A 21,392-nucleotide genomic window follows, 5' to 3' on the forward strand; every position below is an offset into this window, starting at 1 on the left:
CGGGCAGCGCCATCAAGTGTGCCCTTTCGTTCCCGGGGGCACCAAGGACCTTTGCCTAGGCGCGCCCGAGCGCCTCGAGGTGCATCCGGGTGGTGTTGCGGCCCGACCCCTTCGCCAGGTACAGCGCGACGTCGGCGGCGTGGAAGAGCTCGTTCATGCTCGTGCCGGCCGCCGGGTAGTTCGCCAGGCCGATGCTCACGGTGCAGTGGACAGTCGCGCCGGTGACGTCGATCCCGTCGCGCTCGCACCGGCGGCGCACGTCGTCGGCGACGGCGAACCCCTGCGCCACGGTGGCGCCGGGCAGCGCGACGAAGAACTCCTCGCCGCCCCAGCGGCACACGAGCGCGCCGGCGGGCAGGTGCGCGCGGACTCGGTCGGCGAGGGCGACCAGCACCTCGTCGCCGATGAGGTGCCCGTAGTGGTCGTTGATGGACTTGAACCGGTCGACGTCGATGAGGGCCACCGCGAGCTCGGTGCCGGTGCGTTCGGCGGCGTCCAGCATCCCCGCGAACTGCTCGACGAGGTAGCGGCGGTTGTGCAGCCCGGTGAGCGGGTCGCGGCTCGCGACCTCGACCAGGTCGGCCCGGAGGCGGTCGATGGTCTCGATCTGACCGAGCAGCTGGGCGTTGGCCTCGAACAGGCGCCGGGTCTGCGCCTTCGCCTCCGTGACGTCCCGGGCGACGAAGACCGTGCCGAGCACGCGCCGGCGCCGGTCGATCAGCGGGGAGGACCGCACCTGGTAGTCGGCCCGCTCGCCGCCGGCGAGCACGAACTCGAAGCCAGCCTCGCCCGCCGGCCGAGCGAGCAGCCCGCCGCGCAGCGCGCTCGCCTCGGCGCCGATGAGCTCGACGGGCGCGTCCGGGTCCATCTGCCGCACGAGCGCGACGGCGGCCGGGTTGAGGTCGAGGACGCGCCCGGCCGGGCTCACGGCCACGATCGCGTCACCGATCTGGTCGACGATCAGCGCCCGCGCCACCGGCGCGAACGTGAACAGGTCCTGGCGGAAGATCGCGTACGCCATCACCGTCCCGGTCACCGCGAATCCCAGCGGCGTCGGGTCCGGGAACTCCCGGAACCCGCCGGCGAGGCGGATCACATTGACCACGATCGGGGCGAGGGACGCGACGAACAGCGTGATGCGCTGGCCGCGGAACGCCGGCGGCGCCTGCCAGCAGCTCATGGCGATGAGCAGGATGCCCAGGCCGAGCGCGACGTAGGAGTAGCCCGCGTGGCACCAGAAGGCGGGCCCGTAGGTCCACGCGGCCGGGGTGGTGAGGTCGCTGGCACCCGGCCCGCCGTAGACGAGCTGGTGCCACGGGTTGGTCGCCGCCAGCAGGGTGATGGCGACCGGCTCGATCAGGGCCAGCTGCAGGTAGCGCCGCGACGGCACCCACTGGGGCCGGGCGATGGCGATGCTCAGGAAGCCGAACGCCGCAACGACTGTGCCGAGGCCGGGGAACATCGCCAGCGACGCGACAGACGCGACGGTCTCGCTCGTCGCGGCGAGCCCGAAGGCGTCCGCGAGCGACCACCAACACGCGCCGGCCATGACGGCGGTCAGCGCGATCGCGACGCCGGGGTTGTTCGCGCGGCGGCGCCATGTGACGAGCGCCAGGACGGCGAACACGGCTGCCGCGGCCGCGAAGAGGGTCGCCGTGATGTCAAACTGCATGGACCGCCTCCCGTCCGTCGGCCGCGACCCGGGGCGGCGACCTTGCACCGGTATCGACCCACTGATCGGCAGCCGGAGCGCGGTGTTGAGGGGTCAGCCGGCCTCGGCAGCGCGCACCGCTGATTCCACCGTGCGCAGCGCAGCCCGCAGCGCCGCCTCGGCATCGATCCCGGCGGCGTCGGCCTCGGCCGCCAGCGCGAGCAGGCGCGCCCCGAGAGCCGCGGCGGGTCCGCCCGCGTCCGCCTCCCCGTCCGCGTGCCGCCGGGCGACGGCGCCGACGTCCAGACCGAGGTCGGCGCGCGCGGCCCGCGCGAGCACCTTTTGGGTGCGCGCCAGCGCGCCCTGTGCGAGCGGGATGCCGTCGAGCACCGAGGTGCGCTGCTTCTCGGCCTTCTTGATCTGATCCCACCGGCGGTGCGCGTCCTCGCCGCCGCCCGCCGCCGCGCCCGGCTCCACGGCGAACACGTGCGGGTGCCGCCGGACGAGCTTCGCGGCGACGCCGCGGGCCACGTCGTCGAGGTCGAATGGGTCGCCGGGGTGCTCCTGCGCGAGGCGCGCGTGGAAGACGACCTGCAACAGCAGGTCCCCGAGCTCCTCGCGCATCCCTGCGCGGTCGCCCGCCTCGATGGCCTCGGCGACCTCGTGCGCCTCCTCGAGCGCGTAGGGCACCAGGCTCGCGTGCGTCTGCTCCGCGTCCCACGGGCAGCCGCCCGGGGAGCGCAGCAGGTCCATCACGGCGACCAGCTGCCGCACCCCCGCGCCGCCCCCGCCGCCGACCGGGGGCACGGGCAGGCTCACTCGGCCGGCGCGGTCTCGACGAGCCAGGGCGCGGTGACCGGGGTGACGCTCCAGGTCGAGAAGTCCGCCTCGCCGTAGCGCGGGTTCACCTCGGCGTCGAGATCGGCGAGGTCGGCGGTGATCTGCGCGGTGACGTCGTCGTCCGCGAGCTCGGTGAGGTTCGTCTGGATCAGCGTGAACCTGATCACCTCGATCGCGGCATCGCTGAACGGTGTCGTCCGGGCCGTCAGGTCACCGGCCTCGACGGCCGAGGCCGCGGTCTGCTCGAGGGCCTCCTTGGCCTGCGAGGTCGACACGCCGACCCCGGCGTCCTCAGCCGCCTGGACGAACGTGGGCGCCACGACGAGCACCATGAGGATGGTTCCCTGGGTGACGTCCTGGAAGAAGGGGCTCAGGTCGGAGGTTGCGTCCTGGAGCTCGGCGACCGGGATCGCCTCGCCGTCGACGACGGCCGCCGCGCCCGGCTGGCCGGAGCAGCCGCTGAGGCTGCCCACCACGAGCGCGCCAGCCATGAGCAGAACCGGCACGGCGCGCCGTCGTAGCGGGGATCGGACCGTCACCTGGGACCTCCAAAGTCGTTGAACGCTGGCCATCGTAAGCCGCATCACCCCGCCGCGCGGACGGCCTCCTCGAGGAACATCGTCGCGAGGGCCTCGGCTCCCGCCGGCCGGGGGTGGATGCGGTCGGCCCACAGCCATTCCGGGTTCGCCTCCGCGAGCGCGTTCCAGTCGAGCACGACGCCGTTGGGGTACTGCGGCACCACCGCCGCGATGAGCGCGTTGTTGCGCTCGGCCCAGGGTCGCTCGACGAAGTTGGTCAGGACGAGCACGGTCCTCGCCGGGCTCGCCACGTCCAGCATCGCCCGCAGCTGCTCGTCGGAGATCGCCCCGTTGGTGCCCGCCGAGATCACGACGAAACTGCCCAGCCGCCCGGCGGCCGCGATGGCGCTGAGCGCGGTCAGCACGTCGGCCGGCTGCCGGCTCGTCACGGCGTCGACCTCGAGCGCGGGGAACCGCGCCGGCAGAGCCGGCGCGATCGCCGCCATGACCGAGTCGCCCACCGCGGTGGTCGGCGGCGGACCGGCGGGCGGCGGCGGCGCGGGTGCCGGTGCCGGTGCCTGCGCCGGAGCACCGGGTGCGGGCGCGGCCGCGGGCGCGGGTGCGGGTGCGGGTGCGGGTGCACCCGGGGCGCGGGAGGCGGACACGACGAAGAGGAAGTCGGGGCCGGTCTCCGGCTGGGCGAGCACGAACCGGGCGGTCCCGCCGACGCCGTCGGCCCGGGTGGCCTGCCCCGTGCGCAGCACGACCGAGTGCGGGGCGCCCGCGACCGGGTCGGCCGCGGGCGGAGCGGCGAGCGTGCCGCCGAGCGAGACCACGAGCACGGCCAGCGCGACCGGGGCCGCGAGGAGGCGCATCCTCCGCAGCCCGGTCGGGCCGGCGCCGCCGCGCGCGAGCCCGCGCGCCCAGCGGCCGAGCGCACCGCGCCGGACCGGGAGCTCGACCAGGCGGTAGGACGCCTCGGCGAGAGCGAGCGTCAACGCGACGCGCAGCCCCGTGGCCAGGGCCGTGCTCGCCGGCAGCTCGAAGCCCGGGCGGGTCAGCATCGCCACGGGCCAGTGCCACAGGTAGAGGCCGTAGGACCGTTGGCCGAGGTACCGCAGCGGCGCGAGGCCGAGGACGGCGCCCAGGCGCGAGGCCGGGCGCGCGATCGCCGCGACGGCCGCCAGCGCGAGGACGCTCACGGCGGCGAACCCGCCACGGTAGAGCGCCGGGTCCAGCTCGTCGAACCGCCAGAACGCCAGCACGAGCCCGACCACGCCTGCGCCGCCGAGTAGGTCGAGCGCCCACGGCGACCGCGGGCGCGCGCCCGGGTCGGCGCGCCACGGCGCCCAGACGGCGCCGAGCGCCGCGCCGAGCAGCAGCCCCATGGCGTGGGTGGCCGAGCCGAGGTAGGCGGGGCTCGGGTCGTGCGGGATCGGCATGCCGCCGCGCACGGCGAGGGCAGCCATCGCCGCCGTCGACAGGCCCGCCCCGGCCAGCGCGAGCCACGCGAGCCGGCGTCGGCCCGGGAACCGCCGCGCGAGCAGCAGCACGACCAGCGGCCAGAGCACGTAGAACTGCCCCTCGATCGCGAGGGTCCACAGGTGCGCGAGCAGCGGCGGCCGGCCGGTGGTCTCGAAGTACGACTCGTCGGCGCCGATCGTCACCCAGTTCGAGACGTACGCCAGGGCGGCGGGCACGTCGCGGCGCAGCTCGCCGAGCTCGCCGCGGAAGGCGAGGGCCGCCGTCGTGCACACCACGAGCAGCATCGTCCACAGCGCGGGCAGCAGGCGGCGGGCCCGCCGCGCGACGAACCGTCGCAGCGCGATCCCGCCCGTGCGGGCGTGCTCGGCGACCAGCAGCGCCGTGATGAGGTACCCCGAGAGCACGAAGAACACGTCGACGCCGAGGAAGCCGCCGGGGGCCCGGGCCCAGCCGAGGTGGTAGGCCAGGACGGCGACGACGGCGAGGGCCCGCAGCCCGTCCAGCCCGGGCAGGTACGGCAGGCCAGCGGGCCGGCCGGCGGGCGCCGCTGCCCGCCCCGACTGCTCGATGTTCGTCACGTCCTGCCCCGCTCGCGCACTCCGCCTACACACCCCGCTTGCACACCCCGGCGTGCGCACTCCGCACGCCCGCGCTCGAGGCTACGTCAGGACCGGCTCGCGGCCGCGGCGGCCGCGCCGACGTCGCCGACCACGATCGCGTCGACGAGCTGGCGCACCCACGCCAGGATCTCGCCGCCGTGCAGCGGCCGCCCGCCGATGCGCGCCGTCGTCGGGAACGGCACGAGGATCGTGCGCAGCGCCGGCTTGAGCACCGTGCCCGGGTAGAGCCGCTTGAGCCGCAGCTGGGCCGACTCGGGCAGGTCCACCGGCGCGAACCGCACGAACTTGCCCTGCGCCGTCACGTCCGCGAGCCCGGCCGTGCGGGCCACGTTGCGGAAGTCCGCGACCGCGAACAGGTTCTCGATGGCCTCGGGGATCGGGCCGTAGCGGTCGACGAGCTCCGCCCGCACCTCGGCGAGCGCCTGCGGGGTCTGGCCCGCCGCGAGCTTGCGGTACGCCTCGAGGCGCAGCCGCTCATGCGCGATGTAGTCGTGCGGGATGTGCGCGTCGACCGGCAGCTCGATCGTGATCTCGGGCGCCTCCTCGGGCGCGTCGCCGCGGAAGCCCGCGACCGCCTCCCCCACCATGCGGATGTACAGGTCGAACCCGACGCCCTCGATGTGCCCGGACTGCTCGCCGCCGAGCAGGTTCCCCGCGCCGCGGATCTCGAGGTCCTTCATCGCGATCTGGATGCCGGCGCCCAGGTCGGTGTGCGCCGCCATCGTCGCGAGCCGGTCGTGCGCGGTCTCCGTGAGCGGCTTCTCCGGCGGGTAGAGCAGGTACGCGTACGCGCGCTCGCGCCCGCGGCCGACCCGCCCGCGCAGCTGGTGCAGCTGGGACAGCCCGAGCACGTCCGCGCGCTCGAGGATGAGCGTGTTCGCGTTGGAGATGTCGAGCCCGGTCTCGATGATCGTCGTGCACACGAGCACGTCGAACTTCTTCTCCCAGAAGTCGCCGATCACGCGCTCGAGCGTGTGCTCGGGCATCTTCCCGTGGCCGACGGCGATGCGCGCCTCGGGCACGAGCTCGGCCAGCCGCGCGGCGGCCCGGTCGATCGACGCGACCTTGTTGTGCACGTAGAACACCTGGCCCTCGCGCAGCAGCTCGCGCCGGATCGCGGCGGTGATCTGCTTCTCGTCGTACGCGCCGACGAACGTCAGGACCGGGTGACGCTCCTCGGGCGGCGTCGCGAGGGTCGACATCTCGCGGATGCCGGTGATCGCCATCTCGAGCGTGCGCGGGATGGGCGTGGCGCTCATCGAGAGCACGTCGACGTTGGTGCGCAGCTGCTTGAGGGTCTCCTTGTGCTCGACCCCGAACCGCTGCTCCTCGTCGACGACGACGAGGCCGAGGTCCTTGAAGTGCACCTCGCCCGTGATCAGACGATGGGTCCCGATGACGACGTCGACGGTGCCGTCGGCGAGCCCCTCGAGGACCTCCTTCGACTCGGCGGGCGACTGGAACCGCGACAGCGCCTTGACCCGCACGGGGTACGGCGCGTACCGCTCCGAGAACGTGTCGAGGTGCTGCTGGACGAGCAGCGTCGTCGGCACGAGCACCGCCACCTGCTTGCCGTCCTGGACGGCCTTGAACGCGGCGCGCACGGCGATCTCGGTCTTGCCGTAGCCGACGTCGCCCGAGATGAGGCGGTCCATCGGGACCGTCTTCTCCATGTCCCCCTTGACCTCCTCGATCGTCGCGAGCTGGTCGGGGGTCTCGACGTACGCGAACGCGTCCTCGAGCTCGCGCTGCCACGGCGTGTCCGGGCTGAACGCGTGCCCGGAGGTCGCCATCCGGGCCGAGTACAGCCGGATGAGCTCGGCGGCGATCTCCTTGATCGCCTTGCGCGCGCGGCCCTTGGTCTTGGCCCAGTCGCCGCCGCCCATCTTGTTGAGCGTCGGCGCCTCGCCGCCGGTGTACTTGGTCACCTGGTCGAGCTGGTCGGTCGGCACGTACAGCCGGTCGCCGGGGTGCCCGCGCTTGGACGGCGCGTACTCGATCACGAGGTACTCGCGGGTCGAGGCGTGCGCGCCGGAGCCGATGGTCCGCTGCACCAGCTCGGCGAACCGCCCGACGCCGTGCTGCTCGTGCACGACGTTGTCGCCCGGGCGCAGCTGCAGGGGGTCGACGACGTTGCGCCGCTTCGACGGCATCTTGCGCATGTCGCGGGTCGAGGTGCCGGCCCGCCCGGTCAGGTCGGACTCGGAGAACACCGCGAGCCGCCGGTCCGGCGCGACGAACCCGGGCCCCACGGGCGCCGGGGTGACGAGGACGACGCCGCCCTCGGGCTCGGTGACGATCTCGCCGACGAGGCGGGCCGGCACGTCGGCGGCGGCAAGCTGCTCGACCATCCGGCGGGCCGGGCCGTGGCCCTCCGTGGTGAGCACGAGCCGCCAGCCGGCCTGCTGCAGCGCGCGCACGTCGTCGACCGCGCGCTCGACGTCGCCGCGGTAGCTCGCGACGTCGCGCGCGGAGATGGTCAGCGCGGCGTCCACCGCGCCCGCGACGCCGGCCGGTGCGACGACGTCGGCGCCGACCGGTGCGTCGTCGTCGGCGCCGGTCGCGGCCTCGGGGTCGAGCCCGAACGCGCTGAGCGTCCACCAGCCGAGCCCGCGGTCTGCCGCGATGTCGCGCGCCTGCGCGAACGTCGCGAAGGACGCGGCGCGCAGGTCGATCGGGGTGCTGCCGCCCGCCGCGGCGGACGTCCACGCGGCCGCGAGGAACTCCTCGGTGGTGGCGACGAGGTCGTGCGCGCGCCGGCGCACGCGCTCCGGGTCCGCGACGACGAGCAGCGCGTCGGCCGGCACGAGGTCGAGCACGGGCACCATGGCGTCGGCGAGCACCGGGGCGAGCGACTCCATGCCCTCGACGACGATCCCCTCGGCGAGGCGACCGAGCATCTCGATCGCGCCCGGGTACTGCTCGACGAGCGCCGCGGCGCGCGCGCGCACCTGGGGCGTGAGCAGGATCTCGCGGCAGGGCGGGGCCCACACGCCGCGCTCGGCGACCTCGAGGCTGCGCTGGTCGGCGACGGCGAACCAGCGGATCTCCTCGACCTCGTCGCCCCAGAACTCGACGCGCAGCGGGTGGTCCTCGGTCGGCGGGAAGACGTCGAGAATGCCCCCGCGCACGGCGAACTCGCCGCGCCGCTCGACCATGTCGACGCGCGCGTACGCGGCGGCGACGAGTCGGTCGGCGATCGCCGCGAGGTCCGCGCGGTCCCGCACCCGGAGCTCGACCGGCTCGAGCTCGCCGAGGCCGGCCACCACGGGCTGCAGCAGCGCGCGCACGGGCAGCACGAGCACCCGGATCGGGCCGGTCTGCCCGGACCCGTCGGTCGGGTGCGCGAGCCGACGGAACACCGCGAGCCGCCGCGCGACGGTGTCGCTGCGCGGGGACAGGCGCTCGTGCGGGAGCGTCTCCCACGCGGGCAGCACCGCGACGTCGTCGGGCGGCAGGTAGCAGCGCAGCGACGAGGCGAGGTCGTCGGCGTCCCGGCCCGTCGCGGTGACGACCACGAGCGGTCGCCCGGCGGCCATCGCCGCGAGCAGGGGCGGGCGGATCCCGGCGGGGCCGACGATGTCGACGCTGCCGCGCGTGCGCACGAGCTGCGCGGCCTCGGCGGCCGCGGGGTCGGCGAGCAGGGCGGGCAGCAGTCCGGTCAGGTTCATGGCGGCGATCTCACGGTTCCTTCGGGCGACGGCGTGGCCCGCGCGCGGGCCACGGCGGGGCCACGGGCGCAGGCTGAACATCCCGCATCCCGGCGAGGGGGGATGCGAGGCGAACGTCCATCGTACGGCGGGGCGCCCACACCGCCCGCGCCCGTGCACCCGCGCCGATCCCCCGCACCACCTCTCGCCGAGTGCGACGGTGCGGGCCCCCATCGACACTGACGGGGGAAGCGACGTCGCACTCGGCGGAAAGGCTGTCAGTTGCCGATGCGCTCCAGGCGCTCGAGCTCGAGCTTGTCGAGCTCGCCCTCGTCGCCGTTGATCACGGCGAGCGCGCGCCGCAGCGCGGTGCTCGAGGTGTGCTTGGTGTACGGGAAGTACACGATCTGGACGCCGACCGCCGCGAAGTCCCGCTCGAGCTTGTCGCCCTTGGGTGTCCCCCGCCAGTCGTCGCCCTTGAACAGCACGTCGAACGGGCGCGTTCGCCACGTCTCGACCTTGTCCGGGACGACCTCGGCGAACACCTCGTCGACGAACGAGATGTGGCTGACGATCTCCATGCGCTCGGCGAGCGGAACGACCGGACGCTTGCCCTTGGCCCGCAGCAACATCTCGTCGGAGACGACGCCGGCGACGAGGTAGTCGCAGTGCTCCTTGGCGTGCCGCAGGATGTTGAGGTGCCCGATGTGGAACAGGTCATACGCACCGGGTGCGTACCCGACGATCCGGCCCATGTGGTCCTCCTCGCGGTCGGGTCGCTGCCCACGGTAGCCGTTGATCGGACAAACCCGGCCGAACCGCCGCAGTTTTCACCCAACCAGCACAGCGTCGAGCTGGTCCCAGTACGCCGTGGCGCTGAGCTCGCCGGCGCGCTTGAGCGCACCGGAGCGCAGGTCGCGACGCTGCGCGGCCGTCAGCTCGGCGACCTGGACGAGGGCGGCCCGCAGCGAGCCGGCGTCGTCGGGCTCGAACAGGATCCCGGCGGACCCGAGCAGCTCGGGGATGCCACCGGTGCGCGCCGCGAGCACGACGCAGCCGCGCGCGAGCGCCTCGATGACGACCAGCGGCGCCGGGTCGGGGACGGTCGAGGGGACCACGACGACGGCGCCGGCCGCGAAACCCTCCTCCTTGGGCAGGTACCCGGGGAACCGGGCGTCGATGCCGTGCTCGGCGGCGACCTCGCGGAGCTTCGTCTCGTACCACTCGTACCCCGTGAAGACCGTGCCCACGAGAGCGACCGACGGGCGCCGCGCGGGGTCGAGCCCGGCGATCGCCTCGAGCACGACGTGCTGCCCCTTGCGCGGGCTCAGCCGGCCGACGACGACGAGGTCCCGCGCGTCGGGCGCCGGCTCGAGCGGCTCCGCCCGCGCGACGGCCTCGAAGTCGGCATTGAGCACGGTGACCGCGCGGTCGGCGAGCCGGGGCCAGGCCGCGAGCACGTCGCGCCGGACTGCGTCCGAGACGCAGATGACACGCCCGGCGGCGAACAGCTGGACGTACAACGCCCGGCGGACCAGGCGCGCCCGCCCCGAGCCCCCGCCCAGGATCTCGTGGACATGGATCACGGTCGGGCGCCCGGCGGCGCGCGCGAGCAGCGGCCACAGCGGCACCGTAACGGTGTTGACGTACACGGCCGCGCCGGTGGCGGCGCGCAGGAGCCGCACGTGCCGGACGATCCGCGCCGGGGTGCGCGCGAGCTCGCGGAGCCCGAACGCGGGCTGCGCGAGCCGCTTGCGGAGCACGAACGTGGGCGAGACCTCGTGCGCGATGCCCCGCTCCGCGATCAGCTCGCGCAGCGGCCCGTCCTCGGGCAGGACGACCCGGACCCTCGGCTGCCGGTCCCGCAGGTGGCCGGCGACGTACACGAGCATCGCGTCGGCTCCGTACCGGTCGGCGGCCGCGGCGATTAGCAGCCAGGGCCGCAGCTCAGCCATGGCCGGGCACGGCCGGTCGGTCGAGCGCCGAGATCTCCTTGAACCACGAGATGCAGGCCAGCGCGAGGTAGCCCGCGGTCGCGACGAAGAGCACGGTGTAGGCGACGACGAAGGCGGTCGTGACGCCGTAGAGCGCGAAGACGAGGCAGAGCAGGCCGTAGTCGGTCGGGACCACGAGCAGGGAGCGCAGCACGGGCGCGCGGGTCCCGTCCGCCGTCGATCGCGGCACGGCGCCGCCGCGGTGGCGCAGCTGGTCGTTGAGGATCATCGCGAAGAACAGCACCGAGCCGACGGCGGACGCGCCGAGCGGGACGAGGAGCCACGCGTCCGGCAGGTCCGTGAAGCGGTAGAGCCCCACGAGCACGGCCAGGTGCAGGCTCGCCACCTTGACGGAGTCGACCATGTGGTCGAGCCACTCGCCGACCAGGCTGCCGCCGCCGCGCAGCCGGGCGAGCTGGCCGTCAGCGGAGTCGAAGGCGTACCCGAGCACGAGGCCGGCCGCGACCGCGATCCCCATCCCGACCGACGGCGGCACCGCGATGAGCAGCGCGATCGCCGAGAACGTCAGCACCGCGCTGATGGCGGTGACGCCGTTCGGGGTCAGCCCGACGCGGAACGCCACGGTCGCGAGGAACCGCCCGAGCTTGCGGTTGACGAAGCGCGAGTAGGCGGGCGCACCCTTGGCGCCCTTCTGGCTCGTCGCGAGGCGCGCGTAGGTCTGGCCGAAGCTCTCGTCGCTCGGGAGCACGCGGGTCGCCATCAGGCCTCCCGCACCGGGGCGGGGCCGGGCTGCGGGAACGACTGGTCGGCGCCCGCCTGCTCGGCGAGAGCCTGGTCGTGCGGGCTCACCTCGGGCGACCGGAGCCGGCGCCCGTTGGGGCGCGGCGCGCGCGCCTGATGCGCCACGCGCCGGCACAGCTCCTCGTAGGACGCCGCGACGTCGTCCCAGTCGTAGTCCGCCGCCCGCTCCCGCGCCGCCAGGCCCCGGGCCCGCTCCCCCGCCGGGTCGTCCTCCGCGGCCTCGAGCAGGCGCGCGACGTCGTCGGGGGTGCGAAAGTACCGGCCCGTGCCGCGCAGGACCTCGCGGTTGAACGTGACGTCGTACGCGAGGCAGGGCGCCCCCACGCCCATCGCCCGCAGCAGCGACGGGTTCGTGCCGCCCACGCTGTGCCCGTGCAGGTAGGTGAGGCTGTGGGCGTACAGCTGATCGAGCAGGCCCTGGTCCCAGATCCCGCCGAGGAGCCGCACGCGGGAGTCGGCCGCCTGCTGCACGCGCCGCGTGTACTCGTCGGCGTACGGCGCCGAGCCGACGACGACGAGGGGAAGGGTCGATCCCGACCGCTTGTACCCCTCGACGATCTCCTCGACGTGGTTCTCCGGCTCGAACCGGGCGACCACGAGGTGGTACCGGCCGGGCTCGAGGTCCAGCCCCGCAAGCCCGTCCGACGGCGTGTCCGTCAGGATCGGCGCACCGTAGGAGATCAGCTCGGTCGGCGCCCCGAACTCCTGGTCGTAGTAGTCGCGGATCCCGACGGCGTCGGCGATCAGCGCGTCGGACCAGCGCACCGCGAGCGACTCGGCCGCGCGGTAGTAGCGGCGACCGGTGGGCCCCCACTTCGCGCGCCGCCACTCGAGACCGTCGACGTGGGTGATCACCGGGATGCGGCGGGCCCGCAGCACGGGCAGCAGCGGTGCGTTCGCGGCGTTGAACACCAGCGCGACGTCGGCGGTCCGCACGACCTGGTGCACGACGGAGAGCGCGGTGTGGCTGAGGGTCTCGAGCGCGCGCGTGCGCATCGCGGGGAGCTGCACCAGGCGCATGCCCCGATGGGTGGCGCCGATGCGGTCCGCCGGGTCGGCGTCCGCTGCGCCGGGCACCGCGCGGCAGTAGACCATGACGTCGAGCCCGCGCTGCACGAGGCGCGCGCCGACCTCCTCGACGCAGGTCTCGAACCCCCCGTACCGTGCCGGCACCCCCCGGGTACCGATCATGGCCACGCTCAGCCGGTCGTGGTCACGCGCCACCCGAGCCTCCACATCCCTCGCACCGTCTCGGTCTGGCCCGCGCGTACGGCCCAGGTATGTCCCGTCGCCACTGCCAGCAGAGGGCCGCGGCGACATGAACATACCCTTGACGGCTGGTGTCTTTCGCACCTTTGCATGCCATTTCACCCGATAGGCGGCGCCCCGGCGCGCGGGCGAACCGGCCCGCCGGCGCGGCCCGACGACCGATCGCGTCGAGCGACGGCGGCGGTCAGGGGATCGTGGTGACGGTGTAGTCGTCCATCGTGGTCGTCACCGGCCCGTTGGTGGTGGTGCTCGAGGTGAGCGCGGCGATGCCGGTGTGGCCGCTCGTCTGCAGCGCGGCGGTCGCGTCCGTCGCGCTGACGACCCACGCCGCCGGCTGGGAGCCCGTCGCGGCCCACACCTTCGCGCGCAACGCCGTCGGCGACGTGCCCGTCACCTCGAAGAGAACGACGACGCCGGACCCGGCCGAGTACGTCAGCCCCGGCACCGTGACCTCCCCGGTCAGCTGCGTCTCGACCCCCGCCGACGTCGTCCGGGCCAGCCGCGCTGTCACCGCCCCGTTCGCCTTGTGCGCGATCTTGAGCCGGTACTCCTCGCCGGTCGCCGTGATCCGCCCGCGCACCAGGAACCAGCCGCCCGCCCCCGCCGGGCGCTTGTCCCAGGTCTCGGTCGCCTGCGTCGCCAGCCTGGTCCCGCTCGCGCCCGGCAGCCGCGAGGTCACGGTCGAGCTGGCTCCGGCCAGCGTCAGCCGACCCACCCCGTCCGAGACGCTCGCGGTGGCCGACGGCGCCGTCCACGCACCGCCCGCGTCCGCCGACCCCCACCCGGCCGCGACCGTGCGTCCGAACGCGTCCGCCGCGAGCACCTCGGGCGGCTGCGCCACCTCCGAGACTGTGACGTCCTGGGTCACCGAGCCCGTCGAGCCGTCGTCGTCCGTGACCGTCAAGGTCACCGGGTAGGTCCCCTCGGCCGCATACTCGTGCGTCGCCGCGGCGCCCGTGCCCGTGCCGCCGTCGCCGAACTCCCAGGAGTACGCCGTGACGGTGCCGTCGGGGTCCGAGCTCGCGGCGCCGTCGACCGCGACGGACAGGCCCGTCGGGGTCGCGCCGAAGCTCGCGACGGGCGGCTGGTTCGGGACCACTCCCCCGGAGCCGGTCGAGTAGTGGGTCGCGACCTCGCTCGGGGCGAGGGCGCGGCCGTAGATCGCGACGTCGTCGACGTCGCCGGCGAAGTTCTGCCCGCCCGCGCCCGGCCAGTCGGCGGCCAGGGTGTCGCCGCCGATGCGCCAGTAGCCGGTGTACTGGCCCGCCGAGGTCGTGTCCGTCCGCTCGGCCGCCAGCACCCCATCGACATAGAGCCGCATCCCGGCCGTGCCGAGGGTGGCCACCACGTGGTGCCACTGCCCGTCGTTGTAGCTCGACGGGGTCGTGATCGCCCGCACCGCGTTCGGGTAGACCCCGAAGGTGAGCCGGCCGTTCGGGTTCAGGTAGACGTGCCGGTCGTAGGTGGAGCTGTTGCCCGTGGAGGAGTTGCCGAACCCGACGATCTTGCCGCCCGCGGTCGAGGTCGTTCGGATCCACGCCTCGACCGAGAGCCGGTTCGTGCCGGCCGCCGACCGCGCGCCGTACACGCGCGAGGACGAGGCCCCGGAGAACCGCGCCGCCCGGTTGGCGTCGCCGGCGATCGCGCCGGTCACGGCGCGGGTCACGCCCGACCCGACGGTCGAGCTCGCGTACGCGGTCCAGTCCAAAGCCGCGCCGCTGCTCTCGCCCAGGCGCCAGTACGCGGCGGGGTTGTCCAGCAGCACCTCCTGCGCGTACGTCGACATCGCCCCGGCGCTCGAGCCTGCGACCGTCACGCTGGCCACCCCCGACGTCTGGGAGTTGCCGAACGGGTCGCTCGCGCGAACGCGGTAGGTATAGGTTCGCCCGGCCACCAGGCCGGTGTCCGTGAACGAGGCACGCGACAGCGACCACCAGGTCGAGTCGGCCGTGGTGGTGTAGACGGGCGTCGTCGCGCCGTCCCGCAGCACCGCGTAGGTGAGCGTCCCGTTGTCCCGGTCCCAGTTCGTCGGCCAGGACACCTGCGCGGTCCCCGCCGCCCGCGACGTCACCGCGAGGTTCAGCGCCGTGCCGGACAGCCGCGGCCCCTGCTTGTTCGTCGACGAGCCGCTCACCGCCATCCGGACCAGGCCCTGCTGCGGGGTTCCGTTGACGGTGAGGAACTCCCCGCCGTAGACGACGTAGTCGCCGCTGCCCGTGACGTGCCACGCGGCCTGGCCCGTGCCGGTGAACTCGCCGCCGGTGAGCTCCGGGGAGAACGCGAGCAGCGCGGGCGCCCGCAGCCCCTGCCAGTCGTAGTACTTGGCGACGGTGTTGGGCGTGATGGTCGTCGCGGCCTCCTTCGAGAACGCGAGCGCGAACTTCCAGGAGGAGTCGCCGAAGCCGCCGATGTTGGCGCAGTAGTGCGGGTGCCCGACGACGTAGACGGAGCCCTTGCCCGGGTTCCCGTACACCGAGTAGGTGTCGCCGTGGCAGTCCTCGACCCAGACGATCGCGCCGGTCGTGGGGTCGGCGGCGAACGTGCCCTCGAGGTTGCCGTAGCCGCCGTTGTGCCCCAGGTAGGCGAACCCCGTGCCGTAGATCAGGGTGCCGTCGGTCGCCAGGGACTCGATCCCGGCGTCGTAGCCGTAGTTCGTGACGACCTTGTTCGCCGCCCACGGCAGCACCGCACCGGTCGAGGCCGACACCGATCCGGACCCGAGCGCCGCGACCCCGTTGAGCGTCTCGAACCGGCCGCCCACGATGAGCCGCGAGGAGTCGGGGCTGAGCACCAACGCGTCGACCTGCGCCGCCGACGCCGACACCCGCCACGACAGCAGCGCGCCCGTGCTGGCGCTGAGCGCCGCGAGCCGGGGCCGCGAGCTCCCCGCGACCGTGCCGAAGGCCCCGCCGAGGTACACGGTGCTCGCCGACGCGGCGATCGCCCGGACCGACCCGTTCGGCGCGGGGTTGATCCCGCTGATCCGCGCCCCCGTGGCCCGGTTGAGGACCACGAACCGGGTCTGGGACGCCCCGTTGACGGTGGTGAACGCGCCGCCGACGTACAGGCGCGACCCGTCGGGCGACGCCGCGATCGCGTACGCCGCCCCGTTCAGCGACGGCGCCCACGAGTTCACCAGCACGCCCGTGGCCAGGTCGTACGCCAGCAGGTTCGAGCGCGTGACGGTCGACGACCCGGCCGCCGCCCCGGCCGGGCGTGCGTTCGTGAACTGCCCCGCGACGTACACCGTCCCGGCCACCACGACCTGCGACCACGCGACGCCGTTGATCTGCGCCGTCGGCAGCGCGTCGGCGGCGACGGTCGCCGGCGTCGTCGGGTCCCCGGGGTCGGCCGGGGCGGAGTCGGCGGCCGCGCTCCCGGCCGGGCCGACCACAGACCCCACCGTGACCACCGCGGCGACGACCGCCGAGGCAAGGGCAGAGGCAGCGAACCACCGCCGGATGCCCGGGAGCCCCGGACCGTCGCTCCGGCGGCCCAGCAGTCGACGTCGACGCCCGATCATGGCTTGCTCCCATGCACCCGTCATGCGGCGCCATGTCGAATGGCGCCCTCATTCAGAGTGGAACGGGAACGGGATCAATCGGGACATCCCCCGCCTGAATTCACCCGTACGGCCCTCAGCTGAGGTCCGTACGGGCGAGGCTCAGGGCGCGGGCTGCGTGACCGTGTAGTCGTCGATCGACACCGTGATCGGCGCGTTGGTGGCCGTGCTCGAGGTGAGCGCCGCGACACCGGTGTGGCCGCTCCCCTGCAGCGCGGCCGTCGAGTCGGTCGCCGAGATCAGCCAGGCCGCCGGCTCGCTCGTTCCGGTGGCCCAGACCTTGGCCCGCAGCGACGTCGTCGTGGTCGTCGACACCTCGAACAGCAGCGTCACCCCCGTGCCGGCGGCGTAGGTCACGCCCGGCACGGTCAGCTCGGTCGTGATCGCGGTCTCCGTGCCGGCCGAGTTGGTCCGCATCACGCGCGCCGTCACGACGCCGTTGGACCGGTGGTTGATCCTGAGCCGGTACTCTCCGCCGGTCGTGATGCGACCCCGCAGCAGGAACCACCCGCCCGAGCCCGCCGGCCGCTTGTCCCAGCTCTCGACCACCCGGGTGGTCAGGGTGGTGCCCGAGATCCCCGGGAGTCGCGCGCTCGCAGTGACGTTGACCCCCGAGAGCGCGAGCCGCCCGGCGCCGCCGGACACGCTCGTCGCGCCCGCCGTCGCCGTCCACGCGCCGCCGAGGTCGGCGTCGCCGAGACCCGAGGCGACCGTCCGGCCGAACGCGTCGGTGGCGAGCGCGGTCGGCACCGGAGCGACGGACAGGTCGCGGGTCGTGGTCGCCGTCGCGCCGTCCGAGTCGGTCACGGTCAGGGTCACGGTGTAGGTGCCGGTGCTCGCGTAGTCGTGCGACGCCGTCACCCCGGTCGCGGTCGCGCCGTCACCGAAGGTCCACGCGTACGAGGAGATCGTCCCGTCCGGGTCGGAGCTGCCGGCGGCGTCGACCGCGGCCGACAGCCCCGTCGCCGTGGCGGTGAAGCTCGCGGTCGGCGGGACGTTCGCCAGCGCGACCGTGACGTCGCGGGTCGTGGTCGCCGTCGCGCCGCTGTTGTCGGTCACGGTGAGGGTGATCGTGTAGGTCCCCCCGGCCGTGTAGGCGTGCGACGCCGTGGCGCCGGTCGCGGTGCCGCCGTCGCCGAACGACCAGGCGTACCCCGCGATCGTCCCGTCCGGGTCGGAGCTGCCCGTGGCGTCGACGTCGGCCGTCAGGAGCGACGACGCGGCCGTGAAGCTCGCGATGGGCACCTGGTTCACCGGCTCGACCGACACCTGCCGCGTCGTGGTCGCCGTCGCACCACCGCTGTCGGTCACCGTGAGCGTGATGGTGAACGTCCCCGCCGTCGCGTAGGTGTGCGACGCCGTCGCACCCGTCCCGGTGCTGCCGTCGCCGAACGACCACGCGTACCCCGCGATCGTCCCGTCCGGGTCGGAGCTGGCCGCGGCGTCGACGTCGGCCGTCAGACCCGTCGTCGCGGCGGTGAACGACGCGACCGGCGAGACGTTGGTCGTGCTGAACGGGCCGTCCACGGTGAAGTTGTCGACCTGGACCGTCACCGGCCCGTTGGTCGTCGAGCTGGACAGCAGCGCCGCGACGCCGGTGTGGCCAGCGGCCTGCAGGGCGGCCGTGGTGTCGGTCGCCTCGATGAGCCAGCCCGCCGGCTCGACGCCGGAGCCGACCCAGACCTTGGCGCGCAGCGTGGTCGGGGACGTCCCGGTGACCTCGAACGCGGCCTTGAGCGTGGTGCCCGTCGTGTACGTCAGGCCGGGGACCGTCAGGTCCGTCGTGATGGACGTCTCGACCCCGGCGGCCGTCGTGCGCACCAGGCGCGCGGTGACCGCCCCGCTGAAGGTGTGGCCCACCCGGAGCCGATACTCGCCGCCGGTCGTGATCCGGCCGCGCACCAGCAGCCAGCCGCCCGAGCCGTTCGGGCGCTTGCTCCAGCTCTCCGTCACGCGGGTGGTCAGCTGAGTCCCCGAGACGCCGGGCAGGCGCGCGCTCACGGTCGAGCTCGCCGCGCCGAGCTGGAGCCGGCCGGTGCCCGACGCGACGCTTGTCACGCCCGACGTCGTGGCCCAGGCCCCGCCGAGGTCGGCGGAGCCGAAGCCGTTCGAGACCGTGCGGCCGAACGCGTCGGACGCCACGACACCCGCGGTGGGCGCGGTGACGGTGACTTCGCCGTCGGCGCCGTCGGAGCCGCCGTCGTTGTCCGTGACGGTCAGGGTGACCGGGTAGGTGCCCGCGGCCGCGTACGTGTGCGTCGTCGTGGCGCCCGTACCGGTCGAGCCGTCACCGAAGGTCCACGCGTACGTCGGGATCGTGCCGTCGGAGTCGGTGCTGCTCGTCGCGTCGAAGGCCGCGGTCAGGTCTGTGTTGGTCGCCGTGAAGCTCGCGACGGGCAGGACGTTGGGCGCCCGGACGACGACCTGCTGCGAGGTTGCGTTGGTGGTACCGCCCGAGTCCGTCACGGTGAGCGTGACGGTGTACGTGCCGCCCACGTCGTAGGCGTGCGTCGCGCTCACGCCGGTGCCGCTCTGCCCGTCGCCGAAGTCCCACGCGTAGCCCGCGATCGGGCCCTCGAAGTCCGTCGAGGCAGACGCGTCGAAGCTCGCGGTGAGCACTCCGGGGTCGGCGGTGAATGCCGCGGTGGGCGGCAGGTTCGGGATCGCGCCCGACTGGCCCGTCCCGTAGTGGATGGCCACCTGGCTGGCGGGCAGCGCGCGGCCGTAGACGGCGACGTCGTCGATGTCGCCGACGAAGTTCTCCCCCGCGGCCCCCGGCCAGGTCGACGACAGCGCGTCGCCGCCGATGCGCCAGTAGCCCGTGTAGGGCTGCGCGCTGATCGTGGTCGCGTCCGCGGCGCGCTCGGCGCCGTCGACGTAGAGCTTCATACCGTCGGCGCCGAGCGTCGCGACGACGTGGTGCCACTGCCCGTCGTTGTAGCTGGCGGGCGTGGTGACCGTGCGGACCTCGCCCGGGTACACCCCGAACGTCAGCGTGCCGTCGGCGCGCATGTACACGTGCCGGTCGTTGCTCGAGCTGTTCGAGGTGCCGGACGAGCTGCCGAAGCCGACGATCTTGCCGCCGGTGGTCGAGGTGGTCGTGAACCACGCCTCGACCGAGAAGCGGTTGGAGCCGACGGCGGACTTTGTCGCGGCCGCGCGCGACGTCGACGAGCCGGTGAACCGTGCGGCCCGGTTGCTGTCGCCGGTGAGCGCGCCGGTCACCGCGCGCGTCACCCCCGAGCCCACGGACGCGCTGCCCCAGGCGGTCAGGTCTGCCGTCTGGCCCGAGTTCTCGGCGAGCCGCCAGTACGCGGCGGGGTTGTCGCCGAGGATCTCGGCCGCGTAGGTGCTCAGCGGGCCGGCGCTCGCCCCGGCGACGGTGACGCTCACGGTCGAGGACGTCACGGAGTTGCCGAACGGGTCGGACGCCGTCACCTTGTAGGTGTGGGCGCTGCCGTTGGCGAGCCCGGAGTCCGAGAAGGACACCCGCGGCAGCTGCCACGGCAGCGAGTTGGCCTTGACCGAGTAGATCGGCGTCGTCTCGTTGTCGCGGTACACGTCGTAGGTGAGGGTCTCGTTGTCCTGGTCCCAGTTGGTCTGCCAGGACACCTGCGCGGTGCCCGCGGCCCGGGACAGCGCCGCCGGAGCCATAGCGGTGCTGCTGAGCTTGAGCGGCAGGACGTTGGTGGACTTCGCGCTCACGGCCATGCGGGCCAGGCCCTGCTGGCCGGAGCCGTTCACGGTCGGGAACTCGCCGCCGTACAGGACGTAGTCGGCGTTCCCCGTGACCTGCCAGGTCGCCTGGCCCTGGCCCGTGTAGGAGCCGACGGTGAAGTCCGGGTAGTAGGCGAGCTGGGCCGGGGCCCGGTAGCCCGCCCAGTTGTAGTACGAGGAGCTCGTGCTCGGCGTGATCGTCGAGACCGCCTGCTTGGAGAACGCCAGACCGTGCTTCCAGTTCGACTCGGGGTAGGCCCCGATGTTCTGGCAGTTGTGGATGTGCCCGACGACGTACACGCTCGAGCCGCCGGGGTTGGCGAACACCGAGTACGTGTCGCCGCGGCAGTCCTCGACCCACTCGATCTCGCCGGTGTTCGGGTCGGCCGCGAACGTGCCCTCGAGGTTCCCCGCGCTCGTGGCGTCCTTGATGTAGGCGAACCCGGTGCCGTAGATGAGGGTGCCGTCGGTCTGGAGAGACTGGATGCCCGCGCCGGCGCCCCAGTTCTTGATCACCGAGTTCGCGGCCCACGGCAGCACCGCGGCCGTGGTCGTCGACACGGCGCCCGACCCGAGTGCCGGGATCCCGCCGAGCATCGTGAAGCGGCCGCCCACGATCAGCCTGCTGTTGTCCGGGCTGAGCACGAGCGCGTCGACCTGGAGCGACTGCGCCGAGACGGCCCAGGACAGCAGCGCGCCGGTGGTCGAGCTCATGGCCGCGAGCCGGTTGCGGGTGGCGCCCGTGACCGTGTTGAAGTTCCCCGCGAAGTAGATGGTGCTGGGCGTGGACACGATGGCCCGGACGGCGGCGTTGGCCCCGACCGTGAAGCCAGGCACGCGCAGGCCGGTCGCCCGGTCGAGCACGACGATGCGGTTCTGGGGCGAGCCGTTGACGTAGGTGAAGTCGCCGCCGACGTACAGCCGGGTCCCGTCCAGGGAGGCCGTGATCGTGTAGGCGGGCCCGTTGAGCACGGGCGCCCACGTGTCGATCAGCACGCCGCTGTCCAGGTCGTACGCGAGCAGGTTTGCCCGGCCCACGGTCGACACCCCGGCGGCCGCCCCGGCGGGGCGTGCCGTGGTGAAGTCGCCGGCGACGTAGACGGTGCCGCCGACGATCACCTGCGACCACACGACGCCGTTGACCTGCACGGTCGGGAGCGACGTCGCGGAGACCGTCGACGGCGTCCCGGCGTCGGTGGGGGCGGTGTCCGCGGCGGCCTGCGAGAGCGGCCCCGCGACGGTCAGTCCAGCGATCAGCAGCGCGGCGGCGGCGGAGGTCGCCACCACTCGTGCGGCGGCGGCACGGAGGCTGCGCATGGTGGTC

Annotated in this window: 11 protein-coding genes; all 11 read right to left on the reverse strand. The window is 74.0% G+C overall.

From position 1 onward, the window contains the following. Positions 1-55: 55 nt before the first annotated feature. A complete protein-coding gene (locus J4E96_RS16460; protein WP_227423137.1) occupies positions 56-1,672 on the reverse strand; it encodes a histidine kinase N-terminal 7TM domain-containing diguanylate cyclase in 1,617 nt (538 codons plus the stop codon). A gap of 93 nt (positions 1,673-1,765) precedes the next feature. Further along, positions 1,766-2,458: a MazG family protein gene (locus J4E96_RS16465; RefSeq protein ID WP_227423138.1), complete on the reverse strand. Its 693-nt coding sequence runs from the start codon at positions 2,456-2,458 to the stop codon at positions 1,766-1,768. Positions 2,459-2,466: 8 nt separating this feature from the next. Next, positions 2,467-3,030: a SurA N-terminal domain-containing protein gene (locus J4E96_RS16470; RefSeq protein ID WP_227423139.1), complete on the reverse strand. Its 564-nt coding sequence runs from the start codon at positions 3,028-3,030 to the stop codon at positions 2,467-2,469. A 44-nt stretch (positions 3,031-3,074) separates the two neighbouring features. After that, positions 3,075-5,072 (reverse strand): acyltransferase family protein, encoded by a 1,998-nt coding sequence (locus tag J4E96_RS16475; protein WP_227423140.1) that lies wholly within the window; start codon positions 5,070-5,072, stop codon positions 3,075-3,077. 86 nt (positions 5,073-5,158) lie between these two features. Continuing rightward, positions 5,159-8,785: a transcription-repair coupling factor gene (gene mfd / locus J4E96_RS16480; RefSeq protein WP_227423141.1), complete on the reverse strand. Its 3,627-nt coding sequence runs from the start codon at positions 8,783-8,785 to the stop codon at positions 5,159-5,161. A gap of 257 nt (positions 8,786-9,042) precedes the next feature. Beyond that, positions 9,043-9,519 (reverse strand): adenylyltransferase/cytidyltransferase family protein, encoded by a 477-nt coding sequence (locus J4E96_RS16485; protein ID WP_227423142.1) that lies wholly within the window; start codon positions 9,517-9,519, stop codon positions 9,043-9,045. 75 nt (positions 9,520-9,594) lie between these two features. Then, positions 9,595-10,719: a glycosyltransferase family 4 protein gene (locus J4E96_RS16490; RefSeq protein WP_227423143.1), complete on the reverse strand. Its 1,125-nt coding sequence runs from the start codon at positions 10,717-10,719 to the stop codon at positions 9,595-9,597. Next, positions 10,712-11,479: a CDP-alcohol phosphatidyltransferase family protein gene (locus tag J4E96_RS16495; RefSeq protein ID WP_227423144.1), complete on the reverse strand. Its 768-nt coding sequence runs from the start codon at positions 11,477-11,479 to the stop codon at positions 10,712-10,714. Before J4E96_RS16495 ends, J4E96_RS16490 begins: the two co-directional genes overlap by 8 nt. Continuing rightward, the gene (locus J4E96_RS16500; RefSeq protein WP_227425805.1) at positions 11,479-12,711 is read right to left on the reverse strand and encodes a DUF1972 domain-containing protein; all 1,233 of its coding nucleotides are present in this window, start codon (positions 12,709-12,711) and stop codon (positions 11,479-11,481) included. The genes J4E96_RS16495 and J4E96_RS16500 overlap by 1 nt, the downstream gene beginning before the upstream one ends. Positions 12,712-12,973: 262 nt before the next feature. Next, entirely contained in the window at positions 12,974-16,312 is a 3,339-nt protein-coding gene (locus J4E96_RS16505) for a LamG-like jellyroll fold domain-containing protein (RefSeq protein ID WP_227423145.1), read from the reverse strand. A 141-nt stretch (positions 16,313-16,453) separates the two neighbouring features. Further along, positions 16,454-21,385, reverse strand: a complete 4,932-nt coding sequence (locus J4E96_RS16510) for a PKD domain-containing protein (RefSeq protein WP_227423146.1) — start codon at positions 21,383-21,385, stop codon at positions 16,454-16,456. Between the last annotated feature and the right edge of the window lie 7 nt (positions 21,386-21,392).

The sequence above is a fragment of the Pengzhenrongella sicca genome, assembly GCF_017569225.1.
In the GTDB taxonomy this organism is placed as follows: Bacteria; Actinomycetota; Actinomycetes; order Actinomycetales; family Cellulomonadaceae; genus Pengzhenrongella; species Pengzhenrongella sicca.

Coding starts and splice junctions, on each gene's coding strand:
- J4E96_RS16460 (WP_227423137.1), bottom strand. CDS start 1,672: ATGCAGTTTGACATCACGGCGACCCTCTTCGCGGCCGCGGCAGCCGTG.
- mfd (WP_227423141.1), bottom strand. CDS start 8,785: ATGAACCTGACCGGACTGCTGCCCGCCCTGCTCGCCGACCCCGCGGCC.
- J4E96_RS16485 (WP_227423142.1), bottom strand. CDS start 9,519: ATGGGCCGGATCGTCGGGTACGCACCCGGTGCGTATGACCTGTTCCAC.
- J4E96_RS16490 (WP_227423143.1), bottom strand. CDS start 10,719: ATGGCTGAGCTGCGGCCCTGGCTGCTAATCGCCGCGGCCGCCGACCGG.
- J4E96_RS16495 (WP_227423144.1), bottom strand. CDS start 11,479: ATGGCGACCCGCGTGCTCCCGAGCGACGAGAGCTTCGGCCAGACCTAC.
- J4E96_RS16500 (WP_227425805.1), bottom strand. CDS start 12,711: ATGATCGGTACCCGGGGGGTGCCGGCACGGTACGGGGGGTTCGAGACC.
- J4E96_RS16505 (WP_227423145.1), bottom strand. CDS start 16,312: ATGATCGGGCGTCGACGTCGACTGCTGGGCCGCCGGAGCGACGGTCCG.
- J4E96_RS16510 (WP_227423146.1), bottom strand. CDS start 21,385: ATGCGCAGCCTCCGTGCCGCCGCCGCACGAGTGGTGGCGACCTCCGCC.